Genomic DNA, 19,381 nt, shown 5'->3' with positions numbered 1-19,381 from the left:
GTGTGGTTTCAGCGGTCGCCGCCGGTGGCGACCGGCGCGGGAGTGGCAGCGGGGGCGGCCGGCGGCGTCGCCGGCCGGTGCGGCAGCAGGAAGAGCACGAGCACCGGCACCGCGTACGCGACCCAGGCGACGGTCTCCAGCACGGTCGGCGCGGGGGTGAAGTTGAACGTGCCGCGCAGCAGCTCGGCGTACCACGTCGTCGGCGGCAGCGTGGTGGAGATGTCGAAGGCCAGCGTGTTCAGGCCGGGCAGCACCCCCGCCTCCAGCAGGTCGTGCACGCCGTACTTGAGGATGCCCGCGGCCACCAGCACCAGCAGCACGCCGGTCCAGGTGAAGAACTTCGTCAGGTTGATCCGCAGCGCGCTGCGGTACATCAGGAAGCCCAGCGCGACCGAGGTGGCGATGCCGGCCAGGATCGCGATCACCGACCAGGTCGAGGTGGCGCCCTGCACGGTCGCGAAGAAGATCAGCGAGGTTTCCAGCCCCTCGCGCGCGACGGCGAGGAAGGCGGTGACGACGACGGCCAGCGGACCGAGCGCGATCGCGGCGTCGAGCTTGGCGCGAAGGTCACCGGAGATGGAGCGGGCGGCCCGGCGCATCCAGAAAATCATCCACGTGACGAAGACCACGGCCAGGATCGAGGTGATCGCCTCGAACAGCTCCTGCCGCTCGAACTCCAGGTGCGCGCTGGTGTACTGCAGCACCGCCGCGAAGCCCACCGACAGCGCGGCGGCCACGGCCACACCGAGCCAGACGAAGCGCAGCCGGTCCCTGCGGTCGGTCTTGACCAGGAACGCCACCAGGATGGTGACCACGAGCGTCGCCTCCAGGCCTTCCCGCAACCCGATCAGGAACGTGGGAAGGAAGACGTTTGCGTCCATGGCACCACCTCAGCGAATAGACCAGCCTTGCCTAACTAAGGCGAGGCGTACCTTAGCGTAGGTGCCCATCAGCTGAGAAGTCGATCCCCGTCACTTCATTGGACCGGGTCCAGAACACGAGAAAGGGCGCCCGAGCGGGCGCCCTTTCTCCGTTTCGCCGATCCGGATCAGTACCGGTAGTGGTCCGCCTTGTACGGCCCCTCGACAGCCACGCCGAGGTAGTCGGCCTGCGACTTGGTGAGCTCGGTCAGCCGGACGCCGAGCGCGTCCAGGTGCAGCCGGGCCACCTTCTCGTCGAGTTCCTTCGACAGCGTGTAGACGCCGATCGGGTACTGGTCGAGCTTGGTGAACAGCTCGATCTGCGCCAGGACCTGGTTGGTGAAGCTGTTGCTCATCACGAACGACGGGTGCCCGGTGGCGTTGCCCAGGTTCAGCAGCCGGCCCTCGGACAGCACGATGATCGAGTGGCCGTCGGCGAAGCGCCACTCGTCCACCTGCGGCTTGATGTTGATCCGCTCGACGCCCGGGGTCTTCTGCAGCCCGGCCATGTCGATCTCGTTGTCGAAGTGGCCGATGTTGCCGACGATGGCCTGGTGCTTCATCCGGCTCATCTGGTCGCCGGTGATGACGTCCTTGCAGCCGGTGGCGGTGATGAAGATGTCCGCCGTGGCGACCACGTCCTCCATGGTGGCGACCTGGTAGCCGTCCATCGCCGCCTGCAGCGCGCAGATCGGGTCGATCTCGGTGACGATCACCCGGGCGCCCTGGCCGCGCAGCGACTCGGCGCAGCCCTTGCCCACGTCGCCGTAGCCGGCCACGACCGCGACCTTGCCGCCGATCAGCACGTCGGTGGCCCGGTTGATGCCGTCGATCAGCGAGTGGCGGCAGCCGTACTTGTTGTCGAACTTGCTCTTGGTGACCGAGTCGTTGACGTTGATCGCCGGGAAGAGCAGCGAGCCGGTCTGCTGCATCTCGTAGAGGCGGTGCACGCCGGTGGTGGTCTCCTCGGTCACGCCCTTGATGCCGGCCGCGATGGTCGTCCAGCGCTTGGCGTCGGCGACCAGCGAGCGCTGCAGCACGCCGAGGATGATCGCGTACTCCTCGGAGTCGGCGCTCTCGGGCGAGGGCACCGCCCCGGCCGCCTCGAACTCGACACCCTTGTGCACGAGCAGGGTGGCGTCACCGCCGTCGTCGAGGATCATGTTCGGGCCCTCGCCGCCGGGCCACTGCAGGATCTGCTCGGTGCACCACCAGTACTCCTCGAGCGTCTCGCCCTTCCAGGCGAAGACGGGCACGCCCGCGGGAGCCTCGACGGTGCCCTCGCGGCCGACCGCGATCGCGGCGGCGGCGTGATCCTGCGTGGAGAAGATGTTGCAGCTGGCCCAGCGCACGTCGGCGCCCAGGTCGACCAGCGTCTCGATCAGCACCGCGGTCTGCACGGTCATGTGCAGCGAGCCGGCGATGCGTGCCCCCGCCAGCGGCTGGGCGGCGGCGTACTCACGGCGTACCGCCATCAGGCCGGGCATCTCGTGCTCGGCGAGCTGGATCTCCTTGCGGCCGAACGCCGCGAGAGAAAGATCGGCGACCTTGAAGTCGCCGGGGGCAAGGGTGCGGGCCATAGATGAACTCCCAATCGGTCGGCTGACCAGTGCGAGGTACAGCCTACTTCTCCCCGTCCCAGGGACCGAGAACCGGCCGGGACGGTGCGTCGGTCCGGGGCAATACGTGTGGCCCGGTCTCCGGACGGACCCTCCGCCTCAAAGACCGGGCCACACTCCCCCCGGTTTGGTTCCCCCGCGCGTGGCTCGGACTGAATGATCCCGATAACGCTGCGTGAGTAAAAGGCTACACTCCGCTTTTCTGGTGTCAAGCAGAACCCTCAAGTCGTACGCGTCGCCGTGTCGCGCCGGTCCCCGTGTACGCGAAAAGGCCTGCCCGGTTGAGAAATGGGGTTCATTTTCAACCGGTCAGGCCAACGTCTGTTGTGGAGCAGGGCGGCACTCAGAGCGAGGCCAGGTACGCCTCTCCGGTGCCCGAGAAGATCATCTTTCCGCCGCCCGCGGCGCCGAACGCGGCCTCGCCGCCGCTCAGCCGGGCCGAGCCCGCGCTGTCGCCGACCGTCACCGCCCCCGCCAGGCACAGCGTGGTACGCGGCCCCGCCGGGTCCAGCGCCGCCTCGCCGCCGTCCAGCCGGATGCGGTGCAGCCGGAAGTCGTCCACCGGCACGGACCAGGTGTCCACGCCCGGCGCCACCGGCTCGGGGTCGCGCACCGGGTCGGGCAGCGGCTCGAAGCGCAGCACCCGCAGCAGCTCCGGGACGTTCACGTGTTTGGGGGTCAGCCCGCCGCGCAGCACGTTGTCGCTGGCCGCCATGATCTCGACCCCGGCCCCGCGCAGGTAGCCGTGCAGGTTGCCCGCCGGCATCCAGATGCCCTGGCCCGGGGCCAGCACCACGTGGTTGAGCAGCAGCGCGACCAGCACCCCGACGTCACCCGGGTAGTCGTGCGCCAGCAGCCGCACCAGGCCGCGCGGGCCGCCGCCGGCCGGTCCGTCCGGCAGGTTCCCGGACGCCGTCACGGCCTGGTCGACGAGGTCAGCCCGGCCGGCCGCGGGCCAACTGAGCAGTGCGCGTACGGCCTCCCGCAGGTCGCCCACGGCCAGCGCGCCGACCACCGGCTTGAGCGCCATGACGCCGAGCGCGTCGAGCAGCTCCGCCGACTCGGCCGCCGGCCGGAACCCGCAGAGCGCCTCGAACTCGGTGTACGCCACCAGCAGCTCGGGCTTGTGGTTGCCGTCGACGTAGCTGCGGTGGGCGGCCCCGTGGGGCACCCCCGCAGCGTTCTCGGCCGCGTAGCCGTCGGCCGCCTGCCGCGCGTCGGGATGCGCCTGCAGGGACAGCGAGCGCTCCGCGGCCAGCAGCTTGAGCAGGTACGGCAGCCGTACGCCGAACCGGTCGAGCGCGTCGGCGCCGAGCAGGTCGCCCGGCGCCGACGCGATCACGTCGACCAGCGGGACGTCGCCCACCAGGGAGGAGCAGTCGGGATGTGCGCCGACCCACAGCTCGGCCTCGGGCCCGTCACTGGGCACGGGCCGCCCCTGCACACGCGCGATCACGTCGTGCGAGCCCCACGCATAGGGCCGGATGCGGTTGTGGAGGCGGCGCACTCGCTCAGCCCTTCTGGTGGTAGATGTCCGGCTCTAGGTAGATCAGCTTGGCGATCGGCACCGCCTCGCGGATCCGCCGCTCGGTGGCGTCGATGCCCCTGGCCACCTCGTCGGCCGACTCGTCGTGCCGTACCGCGATCTTGGCGGCGACGAGCAGCTCCTCCGGACCGAGGTGCATGGTGCGCATGTGGATCAAGCGCTCCACCTCGGGGCCGGCCTCGATCGCCACGGCGATCGCCTTGACGTGCTCGTCGGTGGCCGACTCGCCGAGCAGCAGGCTCTTCGTCTCGATCGCCAGCACCACGGCGATGACGACGAGCAGGAGACCGATCATCATAGTGCCGACGGCATCCCAGATGCCGTTACCGGTGATCAGCGTCATGCAGACGCCGAACAGGGCGAAGACCAGACCCACCAGCGCGCCGAGGTCCTCCAGCAGGATCACCGGGAGTTCCGGCGCCTTGGCCCGCCGGATGAAGTCCTTCCAGGAGGCGTTGCCGCGTACCAGGTTGGATTCGACGATCGCGGTGCGGAAGGAGAACGACTCCAGGACGATCGCGACGAGCAGCACCGTGACCGGCAGCCACTGCCAGCTGGTGATGGCGCCCTTGTCCGCGCTGTGCGTTGCCTCGTGGAACTTGTGGTACGCCTCATACAGGGCGAACAGGCCACCCACGCTGAACAGGACGATCGACACGATGAACGCGTAGATGTACCGCTCCCGGCCGAAACCGAACGGGTGCAGCGGCGTCGCCTGCCGCTGGGCCCGGCGGCCGCCGAACAGCAGCAGCACCTGGTTGCCCGAGTCGGCCACCGAGTGGATCGCCTCCGCCAGCATCGACGACGACCCGGACAGGGCCCACGCGATGAACTTGGTGATCGCGATACCCACGTTCGCCAGCAGCGCCGCGACGATCGCCTTGGTGCCGCCTCCGGCGCTCACGCCGCCACCCCGGCACGCCCACAGGCGGACGGCGCCATGCCGCGCCGCCCGCTCGTTCCGCCCATGTAGTTGTTGAGCCCGCTTCGCTCGCTCACTTGCGCAACTGCTCCTTCAGCTCCGTGACGGCCGGCACCGCCATCGGATCCAGGCCATGCCCGAGGCCGAGGTAGACCGAGGCGAAGTCCGTCGCCGCGACCAGTGAGGCGAACCGCTCCAGCGCCGATCCGCCTTCGGCGGTGAGCACGTCCACCTCGATCCCGCGCCTCGCCGCGATGTCCTGCACCACCTCGGCTCGCCGGTCCGTCGTCTGCGCCGCGCTGTTCTCGTCGGCGAGCCCACCGTCGCACAGCAGCACCACCCGCAGACGCGGGGGGTCCACCGTCGCGTCGTCAAGCTCGGGATCAGCGAAGATGTCCCGCTCCAGCGCGGCGAGCGCGCCGAACACGCCGTCGAGCAGGCCCACCCGGCCGCGGCCGGCCTCGCCGAGCGCGTCGGTGACGACCGGGTAGCGGGCGTTCGCCGACAGCATGTCGCCGTAGCGCACCGCGGCCACCGCCGCCAGCGGCGAATCGCCCCAGATGACCGGCACCGAGCCGGCCATGTTCAGGGCCAGCGTCTTGGCGCGGTTGACGAACGTCTCCGCGGTGGGCCGGCAGCGGTCGGCGTCCTGGTCCAGGCGGACCGCCGTCTCGGCGAGATCCGCTTCGTTGACCTTGACCAGGCCCAGCGCGCGGGCGGCCATCAGCACCGGCACCGTCAGACCCCACAGGTTGGCCCGCGCCGCACCGCGGCGCGGCACCGGGATGAACGGGGCGCGGTAGCGCTCGGCCACCGACTGCAGCGGCGAACCCGGCGCGCCGATGCCCACCAGCCGCGCGCCGCGGCGGCCCGCCGCCTCGGCCACGGCCAGCGCCTCGGGCGAGCGGCCCGACGCCGACACGGCGATCACCACGTCGGCCGCGCCGATCCAGCCCGGCACCTCCACGCTGCGGTGGGTCAGCACCGGCACGAGGCAGCGCGGCCCCGCGATGGTCGTCAGGATGTCACCGGTGCGCGCGGCCGTGCCCGCGCCGACCACCACGACCGCCCGCGGCCGGCCCTCGTCGGCGAGGTGGCTCAGGTCGGTCTCGGCGGTCAGCGTGGTGGCCTCGCGCACCTGCGCGCCAGCCGACGCGATCGCCCGGAGCATGCCGCCCGGGTCCCGCGCGGCCAGCGCCGGTGCGTTGTCCAGCAGCGCCTCGTCGAAGAAGCGGTTGCCGCGAACCCCCGCGGCGCCGTCGATCGGGCTGCCCATCACTCACCCGCCGGGGCGGTGAGCACCTCGTCGAGGAGCAGCACCGGCAGCCCGTCCCGCACCGGGTAGACCCGGCTGCAGGAGGTGCAGGTGAGCGTCTGCGCCTCGGGGTCGTGGGTCAGCGGCGCGTGGTCCTCCGCCGGGCAGGCGAGGACTTCTAGCAGTTGCGGGGCGAGCGACACGTCCGGCTCCTTCAGATCGCTACTGAGCTGTCAGCAGCCTACCCACGGACCAGCTTCAGCACCTCGTCGCGCAGCTCCGACATCCGCTCCGCGGTCGGGGCCTCGACGTTGAGCCGCAGCAGCGGCTCGGTGTTGGACGCGCGCAGGTTCACCCAGCTGCCGTCGGCGAAGGCAACGGTCAGACCGTCCAGCTCGTCCTGCTGCTCGCCGGAGAAGTGGGCTCGCACCTGCGACAGCTTCGCGCCCTGGTCCGCCACCACCGAGTTGATCTCACCGGAGGCGGTGTACCGCTCGAACTGCGCGCCCAGCACCGACAGCGGGCCGTCCTGCTCACCCAGGGCCGCCAGCACGTGCATCGCGGCCAGCATGCCGGTGTCGGCGCCCCAGAAGTCGCGGAAGTAGTAGTGCGCCGAGTGCTCGCCGCCGAACACCGCGCCGGTGGTCGCCATCTCCGCCTTGATGAAGGAGTGGCCCACCCGGGTGCGCACCGGGATGCCGCCGTGCTCGCGCACGATCTCCGGCACCGCCGCCGAGGTGATCAGGTTGTGGATGATCGTCGCCCCGGGGTGCTTGGCCAGCTCCCGGGTCGCGACCAGGGCGGTCACCGCGGACGGGGACACCGGCGCGCCGTCGGCGTCGACCACGAAGCAGCGGTCGGCGTCGCCGTCGAAGGCCAGGCCCAGGTCGGCCCCGTGCTCGCGTACCGCGGCCTGCAGGTCCACCAGGTTCGCCGGCTCCAGCGGGTTGGCCTCGTGGTTCGGGAACGAGCCGTCCAGCTCGAAGTACAGCGGCACGATGTCCAGGGGCAGCGCCGGCAGCACCGCGTCGCCGAGCACGGCCGGGACGGTGTACCCGCCCATGCCGTTGCCCGCGTCGACGACCACCTTCAGCGGCCGGATCCCGCTCAGGTCCACCAGCGTGCGCAGGTGCGCCGCGTAGTCGGCCAGCATCTCGCGGGTCTCGATGTCGCCCGACGGGGCGGGCATCTCGGCCCGGGTGTCCAGCAGCTCCTGCGCCCGCTCCCGGATCGCGGACAGCCCGCTGGCCTGGCCGACCGGCTTGGCCCCGGCGAAGCACAGCTTGATGCCGTTGTACTGGGCCGGGTTGTGGCTCGCGGTGAACATGGCACCGGGCAGGTCGAGGATGCCGGAGGCGTAGTACAGCAGGTCGGTCGAGCCGAGACCCGCGTTGATCACGTTGATGCCCTCGGCGCGTACGCCGTCGGTGAAGGCCTTGACCAGCGACGGCCCGGAGTCGCGCATGTCGTGGGCGACCACGATGGTGCCGCGGTCCTCCCCCAGCGCCCGCAGCGTCTGCGCGAACGCCCGGCCGAGCGCACCGGCCACCGGCTCGTTCAGCTGCTCGGGCACGGTGCCGCGAACGTCGTACGCCTTGACGATCTGGGACAGGTCAGACACAACATCTCCTTAAGCCTCAGCTATCTGCTTCACCCTAACCACCGCACGTTACGTACCCCGCTCGGGCGGACACCGACCCTTTGGATCTTGTGCACTTCGTGTCGTCCTGGCAACACGAACTGCACAAGATTCACTCAGTCCACCCGGCGGCACCCAGCGCGGCCCGTAATTGAGTAACGACGCGGGCGGGATCGGAGCGCAACAACCAGGCAGGAAACCGCAGCACCCGATCCCCCTGCAGCCAGACCTCGTTCTGTCGCAGCATGTCCGCGGCCCAGTGCCGCTCGTCCATGTGGTGCGCCCCGTCGACCTCGACGTGCAGTTGGAATCGACGCCAGTAAGCGTCCAGGTAACGGTTGCGACCGGCCGCGTCCTTCCGGCGTTCCTGCAGGTCCGGTGTCGGCAGCCCGTGCCGCGCGCACAACTTGACCAGGTCGATCTCGCTCAGCGCGGTCGCACCTCCCCCGGCCAGCCGAGCGGTCTCCAGCACCAGCGACCGCCGCCGGAACCGCGGCAGCCGCAGCGCCACCTCGGTGACCTCCTCCGGCAGCACCCGGCGCTGCTGGCAGGCGGCCGCAACCAGTGACCGCGCCTCGTCGTCCTCCAGCGCCCACGCCGCGGCGTCGACGACCGACCTCGCCATCGAGGTGCGCCGCGGACGGCCCGCCTGGACGTCCTGCTCCGGCAGCAGCGTGGTGCGGTGCACCCGCACCACGGGCAGGTCGATCGGCCCAGTCCGGGGCAGCTCCACCGCACGGCGCCCCGCTGGGATCAGCACGTCGGTCACCGCCCGCCGGAATCTGCCGCGCAGTCCGCCGCACCTGGCGGCGGCCAGTCCCGCGAGCACTGCGCCCGGCCCGGCGGCCAGCACCGCCATCCAGTTCGCCTGGTCCTCGGTCACCTCGGACCCGCTCGCCAGCAGTACGCCCCGGCTCAGCCGACGCCACCTGCCGGTGGCGAGCAGATGCCGGACTTTTGAAGGCGTGAGCAGCTCACGTGCCTGAGCGGTGGTGAGCACCCCACGCTGCTCGAAGAGGATCCACTCGATCTCGCCCGCATCGCGTCTCGGCACCACGTCCGGCGTGACGCGATCCTGGGCCCGCAGGCCACCGAAGCGCCCACCGGCGTCGGAACGTGAAGACGGCATCCGCCGACCCCATCACGGATCTTGTGCAGTTGGTGTCGCTGGAGCGACACCAACTGCACAAGATTCACGACTAGAGCTGCAATCCGGTGAGGACGAGGACGCGGGGGTCGGTGTAGTCGTCCATGGCGCTGCGCAGGCCCTCGCGGCCGGTGCCGGAGCCCTTGACCCCGCCGTACGGCATCTGATCGGCCCGGAACGACGGCACGTCGCCGACGATCACGCCCCCGACCTGCAACGTCGCGTGCGCGGTGAACGCCGTCTGCAGGTTGCTCGTGAACACCCCCGCCTGCAGGCCGAACGCCGAGTCGTTGACGGCGGCGAACGCGGCCTCGTCGGAGTCCACCGTGGAGACCACCAGCACCGGCCCGAACACCTCGTCGCAGGCGACCTTGGCGTCCGCGGGCACGTCGGCCAGCACGGTCGGGGCGTAGCTCGCGCCGTCGCGCGTACCTCCGACCAGCACCTTCGCACCCCCCGCCACGGCCTCGTCCACCCAGGCCTGCACCCGGTCCGCGGCCGCCTCATTGATCATCGGGCCGACCTGCGTGTCGGCCGAGGCCGGGTCACCGGTCTTGAGGGCCTGCACCGCCGCGACCAGTTGCGGCACGAACGCGGAGGCCCGGTCGCGGTGCACGATCACGCGCTGCACCGCGATGCAGCTCTGTCCGGCCTGGTAGTTGCTGAACAGGGCGATGCGCTGGGCCGCCCAGGCCAGGTCGGCGTAGTCGCCGCAGACCACCGCCGCGGCGTTGCCGCCCAGCTCCAGCGTCACGTGCTTGTGCGGCACCGCGGCCTGGATCGACGCGCCGACCGGGCCGGACCCGGTGAACGACACCACCGGCAGCCGCGGGTCGGCGACCAGCGCCGCGGCGCGCTCGTTGGGGATCGGCACCACGGAGAACATGCCCGCGGGAAGCTCCGTCTCGGCCAGCAGCTCGCCGAGCAGCAGCGCGGACAGCGGGGTGGCCGGGGCGGGCTTGACGACGATCGGGGCGCCGACCGCGATCGCCGGGGCGACCTTGTGCGCGACCAGGTTCAGCGGGAAGTTGAACGGGCTGATGCCCAGCACCGGGCCCTTGGGGAAGCGGCGTACGACGGCCATCCGCCCGGCCGCGGCGGGGTCGGTGTCCAGGCGCATCAGCTCGCCGGAGAAGCGGCGCGCCTCCTCGGCGGCCCAGCGGAACGTGGAGACCGCGCGGCCGAGTTCGGCCTTGGCCCACATCAGCGGTTTGCCGTTTTCGGCGCTGATGAGCGCGGCGACCTCGTCGCCCCGTTCGGCCAGCCGCCGGCTCACGTGGTCGAGGGCGGCGGCGCGGGCGGCAGCGGGCAGCCGGGCCGCGTCAGGCGCGACCTTCGCGGCGGCCGCTACCGCGTTTTCGACCTGCTCAGGCGTAGCGTTGGCGGTCTGACCGACCACGCGCCCGTCGTAGGGGTTGCGAACAATAACGAGATCATCACTGGTCTCCGGGGAACCGGCGATCCAGTACGGGGTCCGATCGGCCATATGCCCACCCTAACGCACGGAAACAGTTGCTCAAGACCCTTGCTCGACACGGATTTCGTCGCGAAGATAGCCGTATGCCACCGATGACAGAGAAATTGGCGAACTTTATCAACGGCAAGTACGTAGCTCCGGTCGACGGCGGCTACGCGGATCTGATCGACCCGTGTACCGGTGAGATTCTCGCCCAGACCCCGGTCTCCGGGAAGCAGGACGTCGAGGACGCCATGGCCGCCGCGGCCGCCGCGTTCGAGACCTGGCGCGACACCACGCCCAGCGAGCGCCAGAAGGCCCTGCTGAAGATCGCGGACGCGGTCGAGGCGCGGGCCGACGAGCTGGTCGCCCTGGAGAGCCGCAACACCGGCAAGCCGCTGCACCTGACCGCGAGCGAGGAGCTGCCGCCCGCGATCGACCAGATCCGCTTCTTCGCCGGCGCCGCCCGGCTGCTGGAGGGCCGCTCGGCCGGCGAGTACATGGCGAACATGACCAGCTACGTGCGCCGCGAGCCGATCGGCGTCTGCGCGCAGGTCACGCCGTGGAACTACCCGCTGCTGATGGCAGTGTGGAAGTTCGCGCCGGCGATCGCCGCGGGCAACACCGTCGTGCTCAAGCCGTCCGACACCACGCCGATGTCGACCCTGCTGCTGGCCGAGATCGCCGCGGAGTTCCTGCCGCCGGGCGTGCTCAACGTGGTCTGTGGCGACCGCGACACCGGCCGCGCCCTGGTCGCGCACCCGATCCCGGCGATGGTCTCCATCACCGGCTCCACCCGGGCCGGCTCCGAGGTCGCCGCGTCGGCCGCGCCCGCACTCAAGCGAACCCACCTGGAACTGGGCGGCAAGGCCCCGGTCATGGTGTTCGACGACGCCGACATCGACGCGGCCGCCGAGGGCATCGCGATCGCGGGGTTCTTCAACGCCGGGCAGGACTGCACCGCGGCCACCCGGGTGCTGGTCACCGAGGGGGCGTACGACGCGTTCGTGGCGGCGCTCACCGAGCAGGCCCGCAGCCTCAAGACCGGCGCGCCGGACGACGAGGACGTGCTCTACGGCCCGCTCAACAACGCCAACCAGCTCGCCAAGGTCACCGGCTTCATCGAGCGGCTGCCCGCGCACGCCCGCGTCACCGCGGGCGGCGAGCGCGTCGGCGACCGCGGCTACTTCTACGCGCCGACCGTCGTCGCCGACCTGGTCCAGGGCGACGAGATCGTCACCGACGAGGTGTTCGGCCCGGTCATCACCGTGCAGAAGGTCGCCGACGAGGCCGAGGCGCTGCGCTACGCCAACGACTGCCGCTACGGGCTGGCCTCCAGCGTGTGGACCGCCGACCACGGGCGGGCGATGCGGCTGAGCAGGCGGCTCGACTTCGGCTGCGTGTGGATCAACACCCACATCCCGCTGGTCGCGGAGATGCCGCACGGCGGCTTCAAGCAGTCCGGGTACGGCAAGGACCTGTCCGCGTACGGCCTGGAGGACTACACCCGGGTCAAGCACGTCATGCACAACATCGGAGAATGACCTTGAGCTCCTCCTCAGAGATCCACGCCCGCCGCGTGGGCGCGGTGGCCCGCGGCGTCGGCTCGGTGCTGCCCTCCTACGTGGACCACGCGAGCGGCGGCACGCTGACCGACGTCGACGGGCGGGGGTGGATCGACTTCGCGGCCGGCATCGCCGTCACCAACGTCGGCAACAGCGCCCCGGCTGTCGTCGCGGCGGTGCGCGAGCAGGTCGAACGCTTCACCCACACCTGCTTCATGGTCACCCCGTACGAGTCGTACGTGTCGGTGTGCGAGCAGCTCAACGAGCTGACACCGGGCGGCTTCGAGAAGCGCTCGGCGCTGTTCAACTCCGGCGCGGAGGCGGTGGAGAACGCGGTGAAGATCGCCCGGTACGCCACCGGGCGGTCCGCGGTGATCGTGTTCGAGCACGGCTACCACGGCCGGACGAACCTCACCATGGCGCTGACCGCGAAGAACATGCCGTACAAGCACGGGTTCGGGCCGTTCGCGCCGGAGGTCTACCGGGCGCCGATGTCGTACCCGCTGCGCGACGGCCTGACCGGCGAGCAGGCCGCGGCCCGCGCCATCGACGTCATCACGACGCAGGTCGGGGCGCAGAACGTGGCCGCGATCGTGATCGAGCCGATCCAGGGCGAGGGCGGCTTCGTGGTGCCCGCACCCGGCTTCCTGCCCGCCCTGGCCTCCTGGGCCTCGGCCAACGGCGCCCTGTTCGTCGCCGACGAGATCCAGACCGGCTTCTGCCGTACCGGCGACTGGTTCGCCTCGTCGCACGAGCAGGTGGTCCCGGACCTGATCACGACCGCCAAGGGCATCGCCGGCGGCCTGCCACTGGCCGCCGTCACGGGCCGCGCGGAGATCATGGACGCGGTGCACGCCGGCGGCCTCGGCGGCACGTACGGCGGCAACCCGCTCGCCTGCGCCGCCGCCCTGGCCTCCATCCAGACCATGCGCGACCTGGACCTCAACGCCGCAGCCCGGCGCATCGGCGCAACACTTACCGACCGCCTCACCACCCTGGCCGACAAGTACCCGCAGATCGCCGAGGTCCGCGGCCGAGGCGCGATGATCGCCATCGAGCTCAACAAACCCGGCACGCCGGACCCGGACCCGATCCTCACCGGAGCCGTGAACAAGGCCTGCCACGCCGCCGGCCTGCTCACCCTGACCTGCGGCACCTGGGGCAACGTCTTCCGCTTCCTGCCACCCCTGGTCATCTCCGACGGCGACCTCGACCGCGGCCTCGCCATCCTCGACCAGGCCTTCGCCACCACCGTCTAGAGGCCCAGCTCAGCCACTGCCAGCCGTTAGGAAGGGCACCTTCTACATCGCATAGCGATGTGAAGGTGCCCTTCCTTTCAGAACGGCCAGGTGGCGGACTCGCCGGACTCGATGAGGCCGATCATCGAGAAGGCGGCGTCGGTGAGGCCGCCGAAGGTGTGGCGCTTGGCGACGGACGGGGTGTGGCCGAGGCGGTAGCCGGCCAGGTTCCAGGTGTAGACCGGGACCCGGGCTGGCACCGCGGCTGCCACGTCGGTGCTGCCGTGCCAGTTCGCCTGCTCGTCGGTGAGGATGACGACCCGGTCGTGACCCGCGTAGTGCTTGCGGACCGCGTGCTCGGTCGCGGTGCCGGCGCCGAAGAACCAGCCCCCGTCCTTGAACCGCTGCACGGCCTTGAGCACCGACTCACCCGGACGCAGCCCGAAGACCTTCGTGTCGTTGGAGAACGACACGACCGTCGCGTCGGCCGCCCGAGCCGCCAGCGCCAGGCCGAACATGGTCGCGGCATCCCAGCAGCGCAGCGATCCGTCCCGGCTGAACGGGCTGTCCATCGACCCCGAGGTGTCGACGAGGACCAGCGTCCGGCCGTCGAGCCGGGGCACGTTGCCGAGCGCGAACTGCAGCGCCTTCTCCAGCGGGTACGCCCAGCGCAGGCTCGGCGCCGCGTTGTACGCCGACAGGAAGCGCATCGGCAGCACCCTCGACCGGTCCACCTCGTCCGGGTCGGACAGCTTCGCCGCCACCGCCGCCGCGACCTCGTCACTCACCCCGGCCTGGTCGAAGTTGCGCAGGTTGCGCAGCAGCGCCAGGTAGCCCATGGACGGGATCACCGCGGACCACGCCGCCGCGTCCAGCGGACCCTGCCGCCAGCCCGCGAGCGCCTCCCACGTCATCCCGGCCGCGGCCAGCGCCTGCGGGTCCAGTACGGCGGCCCGCTGCTCGACCGGCAGCGCCATCAGCTCCGCGCGGGCGCGAAGCACCCGCAGCGTCTCCGGGAGCGGATTGTCCCGCTGGTGGCGGCGGTCCAGCGCGTGCTGGAACAGCTCGCCCTGGGCCGCATCGCGCGGGCTCGGGTGGGTCAGCTCCAGCACGTCCGCGAAGCGCAGCGCATGACCGTCCGAGTCGTACTTGAGCAGGCTGCGCTCGTGGTAGAGCCGCACCGCCGCATCGGCGATCCCGCGCTTGACCGGCTTGGGCAGCGCCCGACCGTGCACCGACAGCCAGTATGCGAGAGCCTCGCCGGGCTCGTCGGCCCGCTGCAGCGCCGCGTCCACGACCGCGCGCGAGCCCGGGATACCTGCCGCTACCTGGGCCTTTGCGCCCTCCAGCGCGGCCACCACCGAGGCACTGCGCAGGTTGGCCCCCAGCCGCAGCCACGGCACGAACCGCGCGAACCACGCCGGATCCGCCACGGCGACCTTCGCCACCAGGTCACGGAACCGGGCATCGCGGTCGTCGGCACGCTCGTAGAAGGTCTGCTCGCCGACCATGTTGGACACGGCCAGCAGGAACAGCTCCAGCTTCGGCTCCCGGGCATACCCGGGCGCACCCTGGGCGGTCACCTCGTCCGGGCGCTTGACCAGCGTCGATACGTTGAACTTGGCCATGATGTCCCCTCCCCCGGGGGTTTTCGGGCGCGCGAAACCCATCCAGGAGTACGGGAGGGGAGACGCGCCTCCCGAGATCGGACCGGCGGCGGTCTTGCCGGTTTCGAACCGGCTTCACCCAGAGAAGTAACCGCTGCCAACGCACCGGGAGGTGCGGAGATCAATGTAGGTGCGGGACGCCGTGGCGGGCAAAGGGTTTGTCGGCGGCCGTGCTCGTGCCATCGTGGTCGTCATGTCGGGCATCCGGATCTGGCTGGCCACCGCTGTACACGCCGCCGACCTGGCCCGCCACGCCGCCGCCACGGCGCTCGGCGTCCCCCCGCAGGAGGTCGAGATCGGCCGTGAACCCTCCGGCCGGCCCTGGGTGGTCGGCGCGACCGGCCTGCACCTGGCCATCAGCCACCATCCGGGCTTGACGGCGGTGGCCGTCACCACGCTCGGCCCGCTGGGCGTAGACGTCGAACCGGTCCGCGACCTACCCGCGGACGGGCTGGCGAAGCGCTGGTTCTCCCCCGCCGAGGCGGACTGGGTCGTCGGCCACCCGGCCGACTTCCTGCTGCTGTGGACCCAGAAGGAGGCCGTCGGCAAGGCTCTCGGCGTCGGGCTGCGCGGCGGTGGACTGCGCCGCCCCATGCCGCTGCCACCGGCGTCGACGCTGACAGTGACGGTGCCCGGGTTGCCCTCGATGGCCGTCGCCGCCTGGACCCGCGACGGGTCGGTGCTCGGCCTGGCCTGTGACGCGGCGGCAGCACTCGGCGCCCCGGTCACGGTCTCGACCTTCGCCCATGTGCCCAGCGGCGAAGGAGAGAACGCGGCACGCCCGAGGTCAAGTCGGTGACGGCGTGGTGGTCCCGTCGCCGGGACCTGGCGCTCTGGCCGCTGAGCTACCGCCGTCCTCACGGACGGCGAGCGGGATTCGAACCCGCGACCTCCCCGTTATAAGCGGAGTAGCCGTAACCTGCGCACCGGGCGTGCCGGGTTCGTCTCCCGAGATCGATGTCGGCGGCGGCATGAGCCATTGCTCTGCCGTCTGAGCTACCGGCTCCGAAGATCCGGGCGGGGCTCGAACCCGCGACCTATGGATTAAGAAGTATCCGCTGCCTGCGCACCGGGAGACGTGCTGCCCAACCTAGATCGGCCGAGCGACCGCGGCAACGGGGTTTTCGGGAGACATCACCTCGTCCGGTCCACAACTTCTGGGTTGTGCGCACAACCAGAAGTTGTGGGCTGACAAAGCGATGTACACGGCGCGGCCCGAGATCGAAGGGGCGACGGAGTCCCGTCTCCGGGAGCACTTCACAGGCCGCAAGGGCCTCCATGGTGTATCCGTCACCGGCGCACCGGGCCGTGCCGCGTGGACGCCTCCCGAGGTCAGAAGTCGGCGGCGGCACAAACCTGCTGCTCTGCCAATTGAGCTACCGGACCCGAAGGTCCGCGCGGGACTCGAACCCGCAACCCGCAGGGCCAGAAGTATCCGCTGCCTGCGCACCGGGAGGCGCGATGATCACTCTAAGTCTGCGGCGGGGGCGGAGCAACGGACTTCCGGAGCAGCCGCGTGCTCCCTCGGGCACGTCCCGCCTGAGCGCGGACATGCCCGAGGGAGCACCGAACGGCGCTCAGGCGGCGATCTCCTCGCGGGCCGCCTGGGTCACCGCCCGAAAGGGCTGCTGGTCACGCATGCCCCAGGGCGAGCCGTACGCGGTCAGCAGGTCCAGGAACGGCACCGGGTCGAGCGCCTCCGGGCCGAGCACCCCGACGCCCTTCCACACGCCCTGCGCCAGCAGCTCCAGCGCGACGACGGGGTTCACCGCGGTCTGCCACACCACCGCCTGGTGGCCGTACTCGCGCATGGACCACTCGTTGTCGACGACGTGGTAGAGGTACATCTCCCTGGGCCGACCGTCGAGGCCCTTGCCCTTGACCCAGGTGCCGGCGCAGGTCTTGCCCTTCATCCGGGAGCCCAGCGTGGCGGGGTCGGGCAGCTGCGCGGCGAGCACGTCGCGCGGCGAGACCATGACCTGCGACTTGCCGCCGCCGATCGCGATCGGCCGGGTGGAGTCAAGGCCGAGCTTGTGCACGGTCTTCAGGATCTCGATGAACTCGGTGCCGAGGCCGTACTTGAAGGTCACCCGCTTGGCGTCGACCCAGCGCGGGATGAGGAGCACCTCCTCGTGCTCCACGTTGACGCACTCGACCGGGCCGATGCCCTCGGGGAAGTCGAACACCTCGGGCTCGCTGAACGGGGCCGTGGTGAACCAGCCGCGCTCGCGTTCCCAGATGATCGGCGGGTTGAGGCACTCCTCGATGGTGGTCCAGATGGAGAACGACGGGGCGAAGTCGAAGCCCTCGACGGTGATGTTGGACCCGTCCCGTACCCCGATCTCGTCGATCTCGGAGAACAGGTGGTCGGCGGCGTACCGGGCGAAGATGTCGGACAGGCCCGGCTCGACGCCGATGCCGACGAGCGCCAGCCGGTCGGCGGCCTCCCAGGCGACGGCCTTGCCGAACTGCTCCTCGCCGAGCATGACGCCGGTCTTGGCGTACGGGTCGGTCGGGTGCGGCAGGGACAGCGACATGGCCATGTCGAGGTAGTCCGCACCGGCTTCGTAGGCTCCGTCGAAGATCGGCATGACGAAGCGGGGATCGACGGCGTTGAGCACGTGGGTCACACCGTGCTCGCGGCACAGCTGTGCGACGTCACCGGCGCGGGAGGCGTCGAGCCTCGCTGCGACGAACCGGTCGTCCAGTCCGGAGACGGCCCGCTGGGCGCGCTCCAGAGAGTAGTCGGCGACCACCATGAGCTGGAAGAAGTCACGGCGAGCGGCGATGGCGGCTGCTGCACTGCCGACGCCACCAGCGCCGACCAGCAGGATGCGCATAAAAGTCCCTTCAACCTCGTGGCGACAAAGGCCACGAAACGAATTGGTTCAAGTGTGTTCCCGGGTCCCCACGGGTGGACTACCAACGGGGACGGCGGGACGGATGTGTCAGGAGTCGAAACCGAGACCGGCGTGGTCGAGCGTGCGCAGCCACAGGTTGCGGCGTCCCTGGTGCTCGTCGGCGCGGGCCAGCGACCAGCGGGTCAGCTGGATGCCGAGCGAGCGCAGCGGTTCCGGCGGCAGCGGCCAGGGCTTGGACCGTACGAAGTCCAGCCTGGTGCGCTCCGTGGACGCTCCTTCGAGGTGGTCGAGCATCACCTGCGCGCCGAAGCGGGTCGCGCCCACGCCCAGTCCGGTGTAGCCGGCCGCGTAGGCCAGCCGACCGCCGAAGGCGGTGCCGAAGAAGGCGCAGAAGCGGGTGCAGGTGTCTATCACCCCGCCCCAGCTGTGCGTGAACCGAAGTCCCTCCAGCTGCGGGAACGTGGTGAAGAAGTGCTCGGCCAGCCGGGCGAAGGTGTCCTCGCGCTGTTCGAGGGTCGGCGCGATCCGGTTGCCGAAGTGGTAGATCGCGTCGTAGCCGCCGAACAGGATCCGGTTGTCCGCGGTGAGCCGGTAGTAGTGGAACTGGTTCGCCGAATCACCCAGCCCCTGCCGGTTACGCCAGCCCAGGTCACCGAGCTGGGCTGCGGACAGCGGCTCGGTCATCAGGGCGTAGTCGTACACCGGGATCAGGTAGCGCTTGAGCTTGCGCACCAGCGGACCGAAGGCACTGGTCGCCAGCGCGACCCGGGCCGCCCGCACCTCGCCGTGCGGGGTACGCAGCAGCAGGCCGTCGCGGCCGCTGCTCACCCCGAGCACCGGAGTGCCCTCGTAGATGCGCACGCCCAGGATCAGGCACGCCTGCCGCAGGCCCCAGGCCAGCTTCGCCGGATCGACCATGGCCACCCGGTCGCGGTCCCACCAGCCACCCAGGTACGTGGGCGAGTCGACCTCGGCCCGCACCTGGTCGGCGTCGAACACCTCGGCGCGGTAACCCATCGACCGGGTCAGCTCCGCCGACTCGTGCAGCCAGTCCAGCTGGTACGCGGAGGTGGCCACCTCCAGCTCACCGGTGCGCTCGAAGTCGCAGTCGATGCCGTACCGGCCCAGCGTGTCCTCGATCTGGTCGAGGTTCTCCCGGCCGAGCCGTTCCAGCTCGGTGATCTCGTCCGGGAAGCGGTCCACCCCGTTGGCGAGCCCGTGCGTGAGGCTCGCGGAGCAGAATCCGCCGTTGCGTCCGGAGGCGGCGTGGCCGCACACCCCCGATTCGAGCAGGACCACGTCGGTCGACGGGTCGCGCTCCTTGGCCAGCAGCGCCGTCCACAGGCCGCTGTAGCCGCCCCCGATGACTGCCAGCTGCGCGGTGGTCGCGCTGGTCAGCGGGGGCACGGATGCCGGCCGCTCAGGCCGGTCCGTCCAGTACGGCGTCGGCGACGCATCTGACAGCGCCGACGCCCACAGTTTTGATCCTTTGGCCCGCATGAGCCGATCTCCTCCTTCTACAACCGGGAAGCCGTTTTGCGGCTCC

15 protein-coding genes are annotated in these 19,381 nt (G+C 70.8%); 3 read left to right on the top strand and 12 right to left on the bottom strand.

What is annotated here, in order from left to right; all coding sequences use genetic code 11:
• Nucleotides 1-8: 8 nt before the first annotated feature.
• The 9 genes from efeU to F6W97_RS08425 all read right to left on the bottom strand — a co-directional run bounded on the left by efeU (nt 9) and on the right by F6W97_RS08425 (nt 10,534).
• Complete coding sequence (gene efeU / locus F6W97_RS08465; protein WP_155369657.1) at nt 9-881, bottom strand: iron uptake transporter permease EfeU; 873 nt, start codon at nt 879-881, stop codon at nt 9-11.
• Nucleotides 882-1,048: 167 nt separating this feature from the next.
• Entirely contained in the window at nt 1,049-2,500 is a 1,452-nt protein-coding gene (gene ahcY / locus F6W97_RS08460) for an adenosylhomocysteinase (protein ID WP_155369656.1), read from the bottom strand.
• Between the two features lie 382 nt (nt 2,501-2,882).
• Nucleotides 2,883-4,046: a mannose-6-phosphate isomerase, class I gene (gene manA, locus F6W97_RS08455; protein WP_155369655.1), complete on the bottom strand. Its 1,164-nt coding sequence runs from the start codon at nt 4,044-4,046 to the stop codon at nt 2,883-2,885.
• A gap of 4 nt (nt 4,047-4,050) precedes the next feature.
• The gene (locus F6W97_RS08450) at nt 4,051-4,989 is read right to left on the bottom strand and encodes a cation diffusion facilitator family transporter (RefSeq protein WP_155369654.1); all 939 of its coding nucleotides are present in this window, start codon (nt 4,987-4,989) and stop codon (nt 4,051-4,053) included.
• A gap of 91 nt (nt 4,990-5,080) precedes the next feature.
• Entirely contained in the window at nt 5,081-6,283 is a 1,203-nt protein-coding gene (locus F6W97_RS08445; RefSeq protein WP_155369653.1) for an SIS domain-containing protein, read from the bottom strand.
• Nucleotides 6,283-6,465 carry a Trm112 family protein gene (locus F6W97_RS08440; protein ID WP_120316875.1) on the bottom strand — a complete coding sequence of 61 codons (183 nt, stop codon included), beginning with the start codon at nt 6,463-6,465 and terminating at the stop codon, nt 6,283-6,285. Before F6W97_RS08440 ends, F6W97_RS08445 begins: the two co-directional genes overlap by 1 nt.
• Before the next feature lie 38 nt (nt 6,466-6,503).
• On the bottom strand, nt 6,504-7,883 hold the full coding sequence (locus F6W97_RS08435; RefSeq protein WP_155369652.1) for a phosphomannomutase/phosphoglucomutase: 1,380 nt from the start codon (nt 7,881-7,883) through the stop codon (nt 6,504-6,506).
• Nucleotides 7,884-8,013: 130 nt separating this feature from the next.
• Nucleotides 8,014-9,030: an endonuclease domain-containing protein gene (locus tag F6W97_RS08430; RefSeq protein WP_230686512.1), complete on the bottom strand. Its 1,017-nt coding sequence runs from the start codon at nt 9,028-9,030 to the stop codon at nt 8,014-8,016.
• 70 nt (nt 9,031-9,100) lie between these two features.
• A complete protein-coding gene (locus tag F6W97_RS08425) occupies nt 9,101-10,534 on the bottom strand; it encodes an aldehyde dehydrogenase family protein (protein ID WP_155369651.1) in 1,434 nt (477 codons plus the stop codon).
• 83 nt (nt 10,535-10,617) lie between these two features.
• Between F6W97_RS08425 and F6W97_RS08420 the strand changes: the two genes are divergently transcribed.
• Together F6W97_RS08420 and gabT are read left to right on the top strand one after the other, a co-directional pair.
• Nucleotides 10,618-12,048: a gamma-aminobutyraldehyde dehydrogenase gene (locus F6W97_RS08420; protein WP_155369650.1), complete on the top strand. Its 1,431-nt coding sequence runs from the start codon at nt 10,618-10,620 to the stop codon at nt 12,046-12,048.
• A gap of 2 nt (nt 12,049-12,050) precedes the next feature.
• Complete coding sequence (gabT, locus tag F6W97_RS08415) at nt 12,051-13,328, top strand: 4-aminobutyrate--2-oxoglutarate transaminase (protein WP_155369649.1); 1,278 nt, start codon at nt 12,051-12,053, stop codon at nt 13,326-13,328.
• A 77-nt stretch (nt 13,329-13,405) separates the two neighbouring features.
• On the opposite strand, the gene F6W97_RS08410 is transcribed toward gabT, so the two are convergent.
• Nucleotides 13,406-14,935: a TROVE domain-containing protein gene (locus F6W97_RS08410; RefSeq protein ID WP_155369648.1), complete on the bottom strand. Its 1,530-nt coding sequence runs from the start codon at nt 14,933-14,935 to the stop codon at nt 13,406-13,408.
• A 232-nt stretch (nt 14,936-15,167) separates the two neighbouring features.
• Here F6W97_RS08410 and F6W97_RS08405 point away from each other — a divergent pair, with 232 nt between their 5' ends.
• Nucleotides 15,168-15,773 (top strand): 4'-phosphopantetheinyl transferase family protein, encoded by a 606-nt coding sequence (locus F6W97_RS08405; RefSeq protein ID WP_155369647.1) that lies wholly within the window; start codon nt 15,168-15,170, stop codon nt 15,771-15,773.
• Nucleotides 15,774-16,551: 778 nt separating this feature from the next.
• Here F6W97_RS08405 and F6W97_RS08400 read toward each other — a convergent pair.
• Both F6W97_RS08400 and F6W97_RS08395 read right to left on the bottom strand, forming a co-directional pair.
• A complete protein-coding gene (locus tag F6W97_RS08400; RefSeq protein ID WP_155369646.1) occupies nt 16,552-17,814 on the bottom strand; it encodes a saccharopine dehydrogenase family protein in 1,263 nt (420 codons plus the stop codon).
• Nucleotides 17,815-17,922: 108 nt separating this feature from the next.
• Nucleotides 17,923-19,335: an NAD(P)/FAD-dependent oxidoreductase gene (locus F6W97_RS08395; RefSeq protein ID WP_155369645.1), complete on the bottom strand. Its 1,413-nt coding sequence runs from the start codon at nt 19,333-19,335 to the stop codon at nt 17,923-17,925.
• Between the last annotated feature and the right edge of the window lie 46 nt (nt 19,336-19,381).

This window comes from Catellatospora vulcania (assembly GCF_009720385.1).
GTDB lineage: Bacteria > Actinomycetota > Actinomycetes > Mycobacteriales > Micromonosporaceae > Catellatospora > Catellatospora vulcania.
Note: the sequence above shows the minus strand (reverse complement) of the source record. Positions and strands in the feature narration are given on the sequence as shown.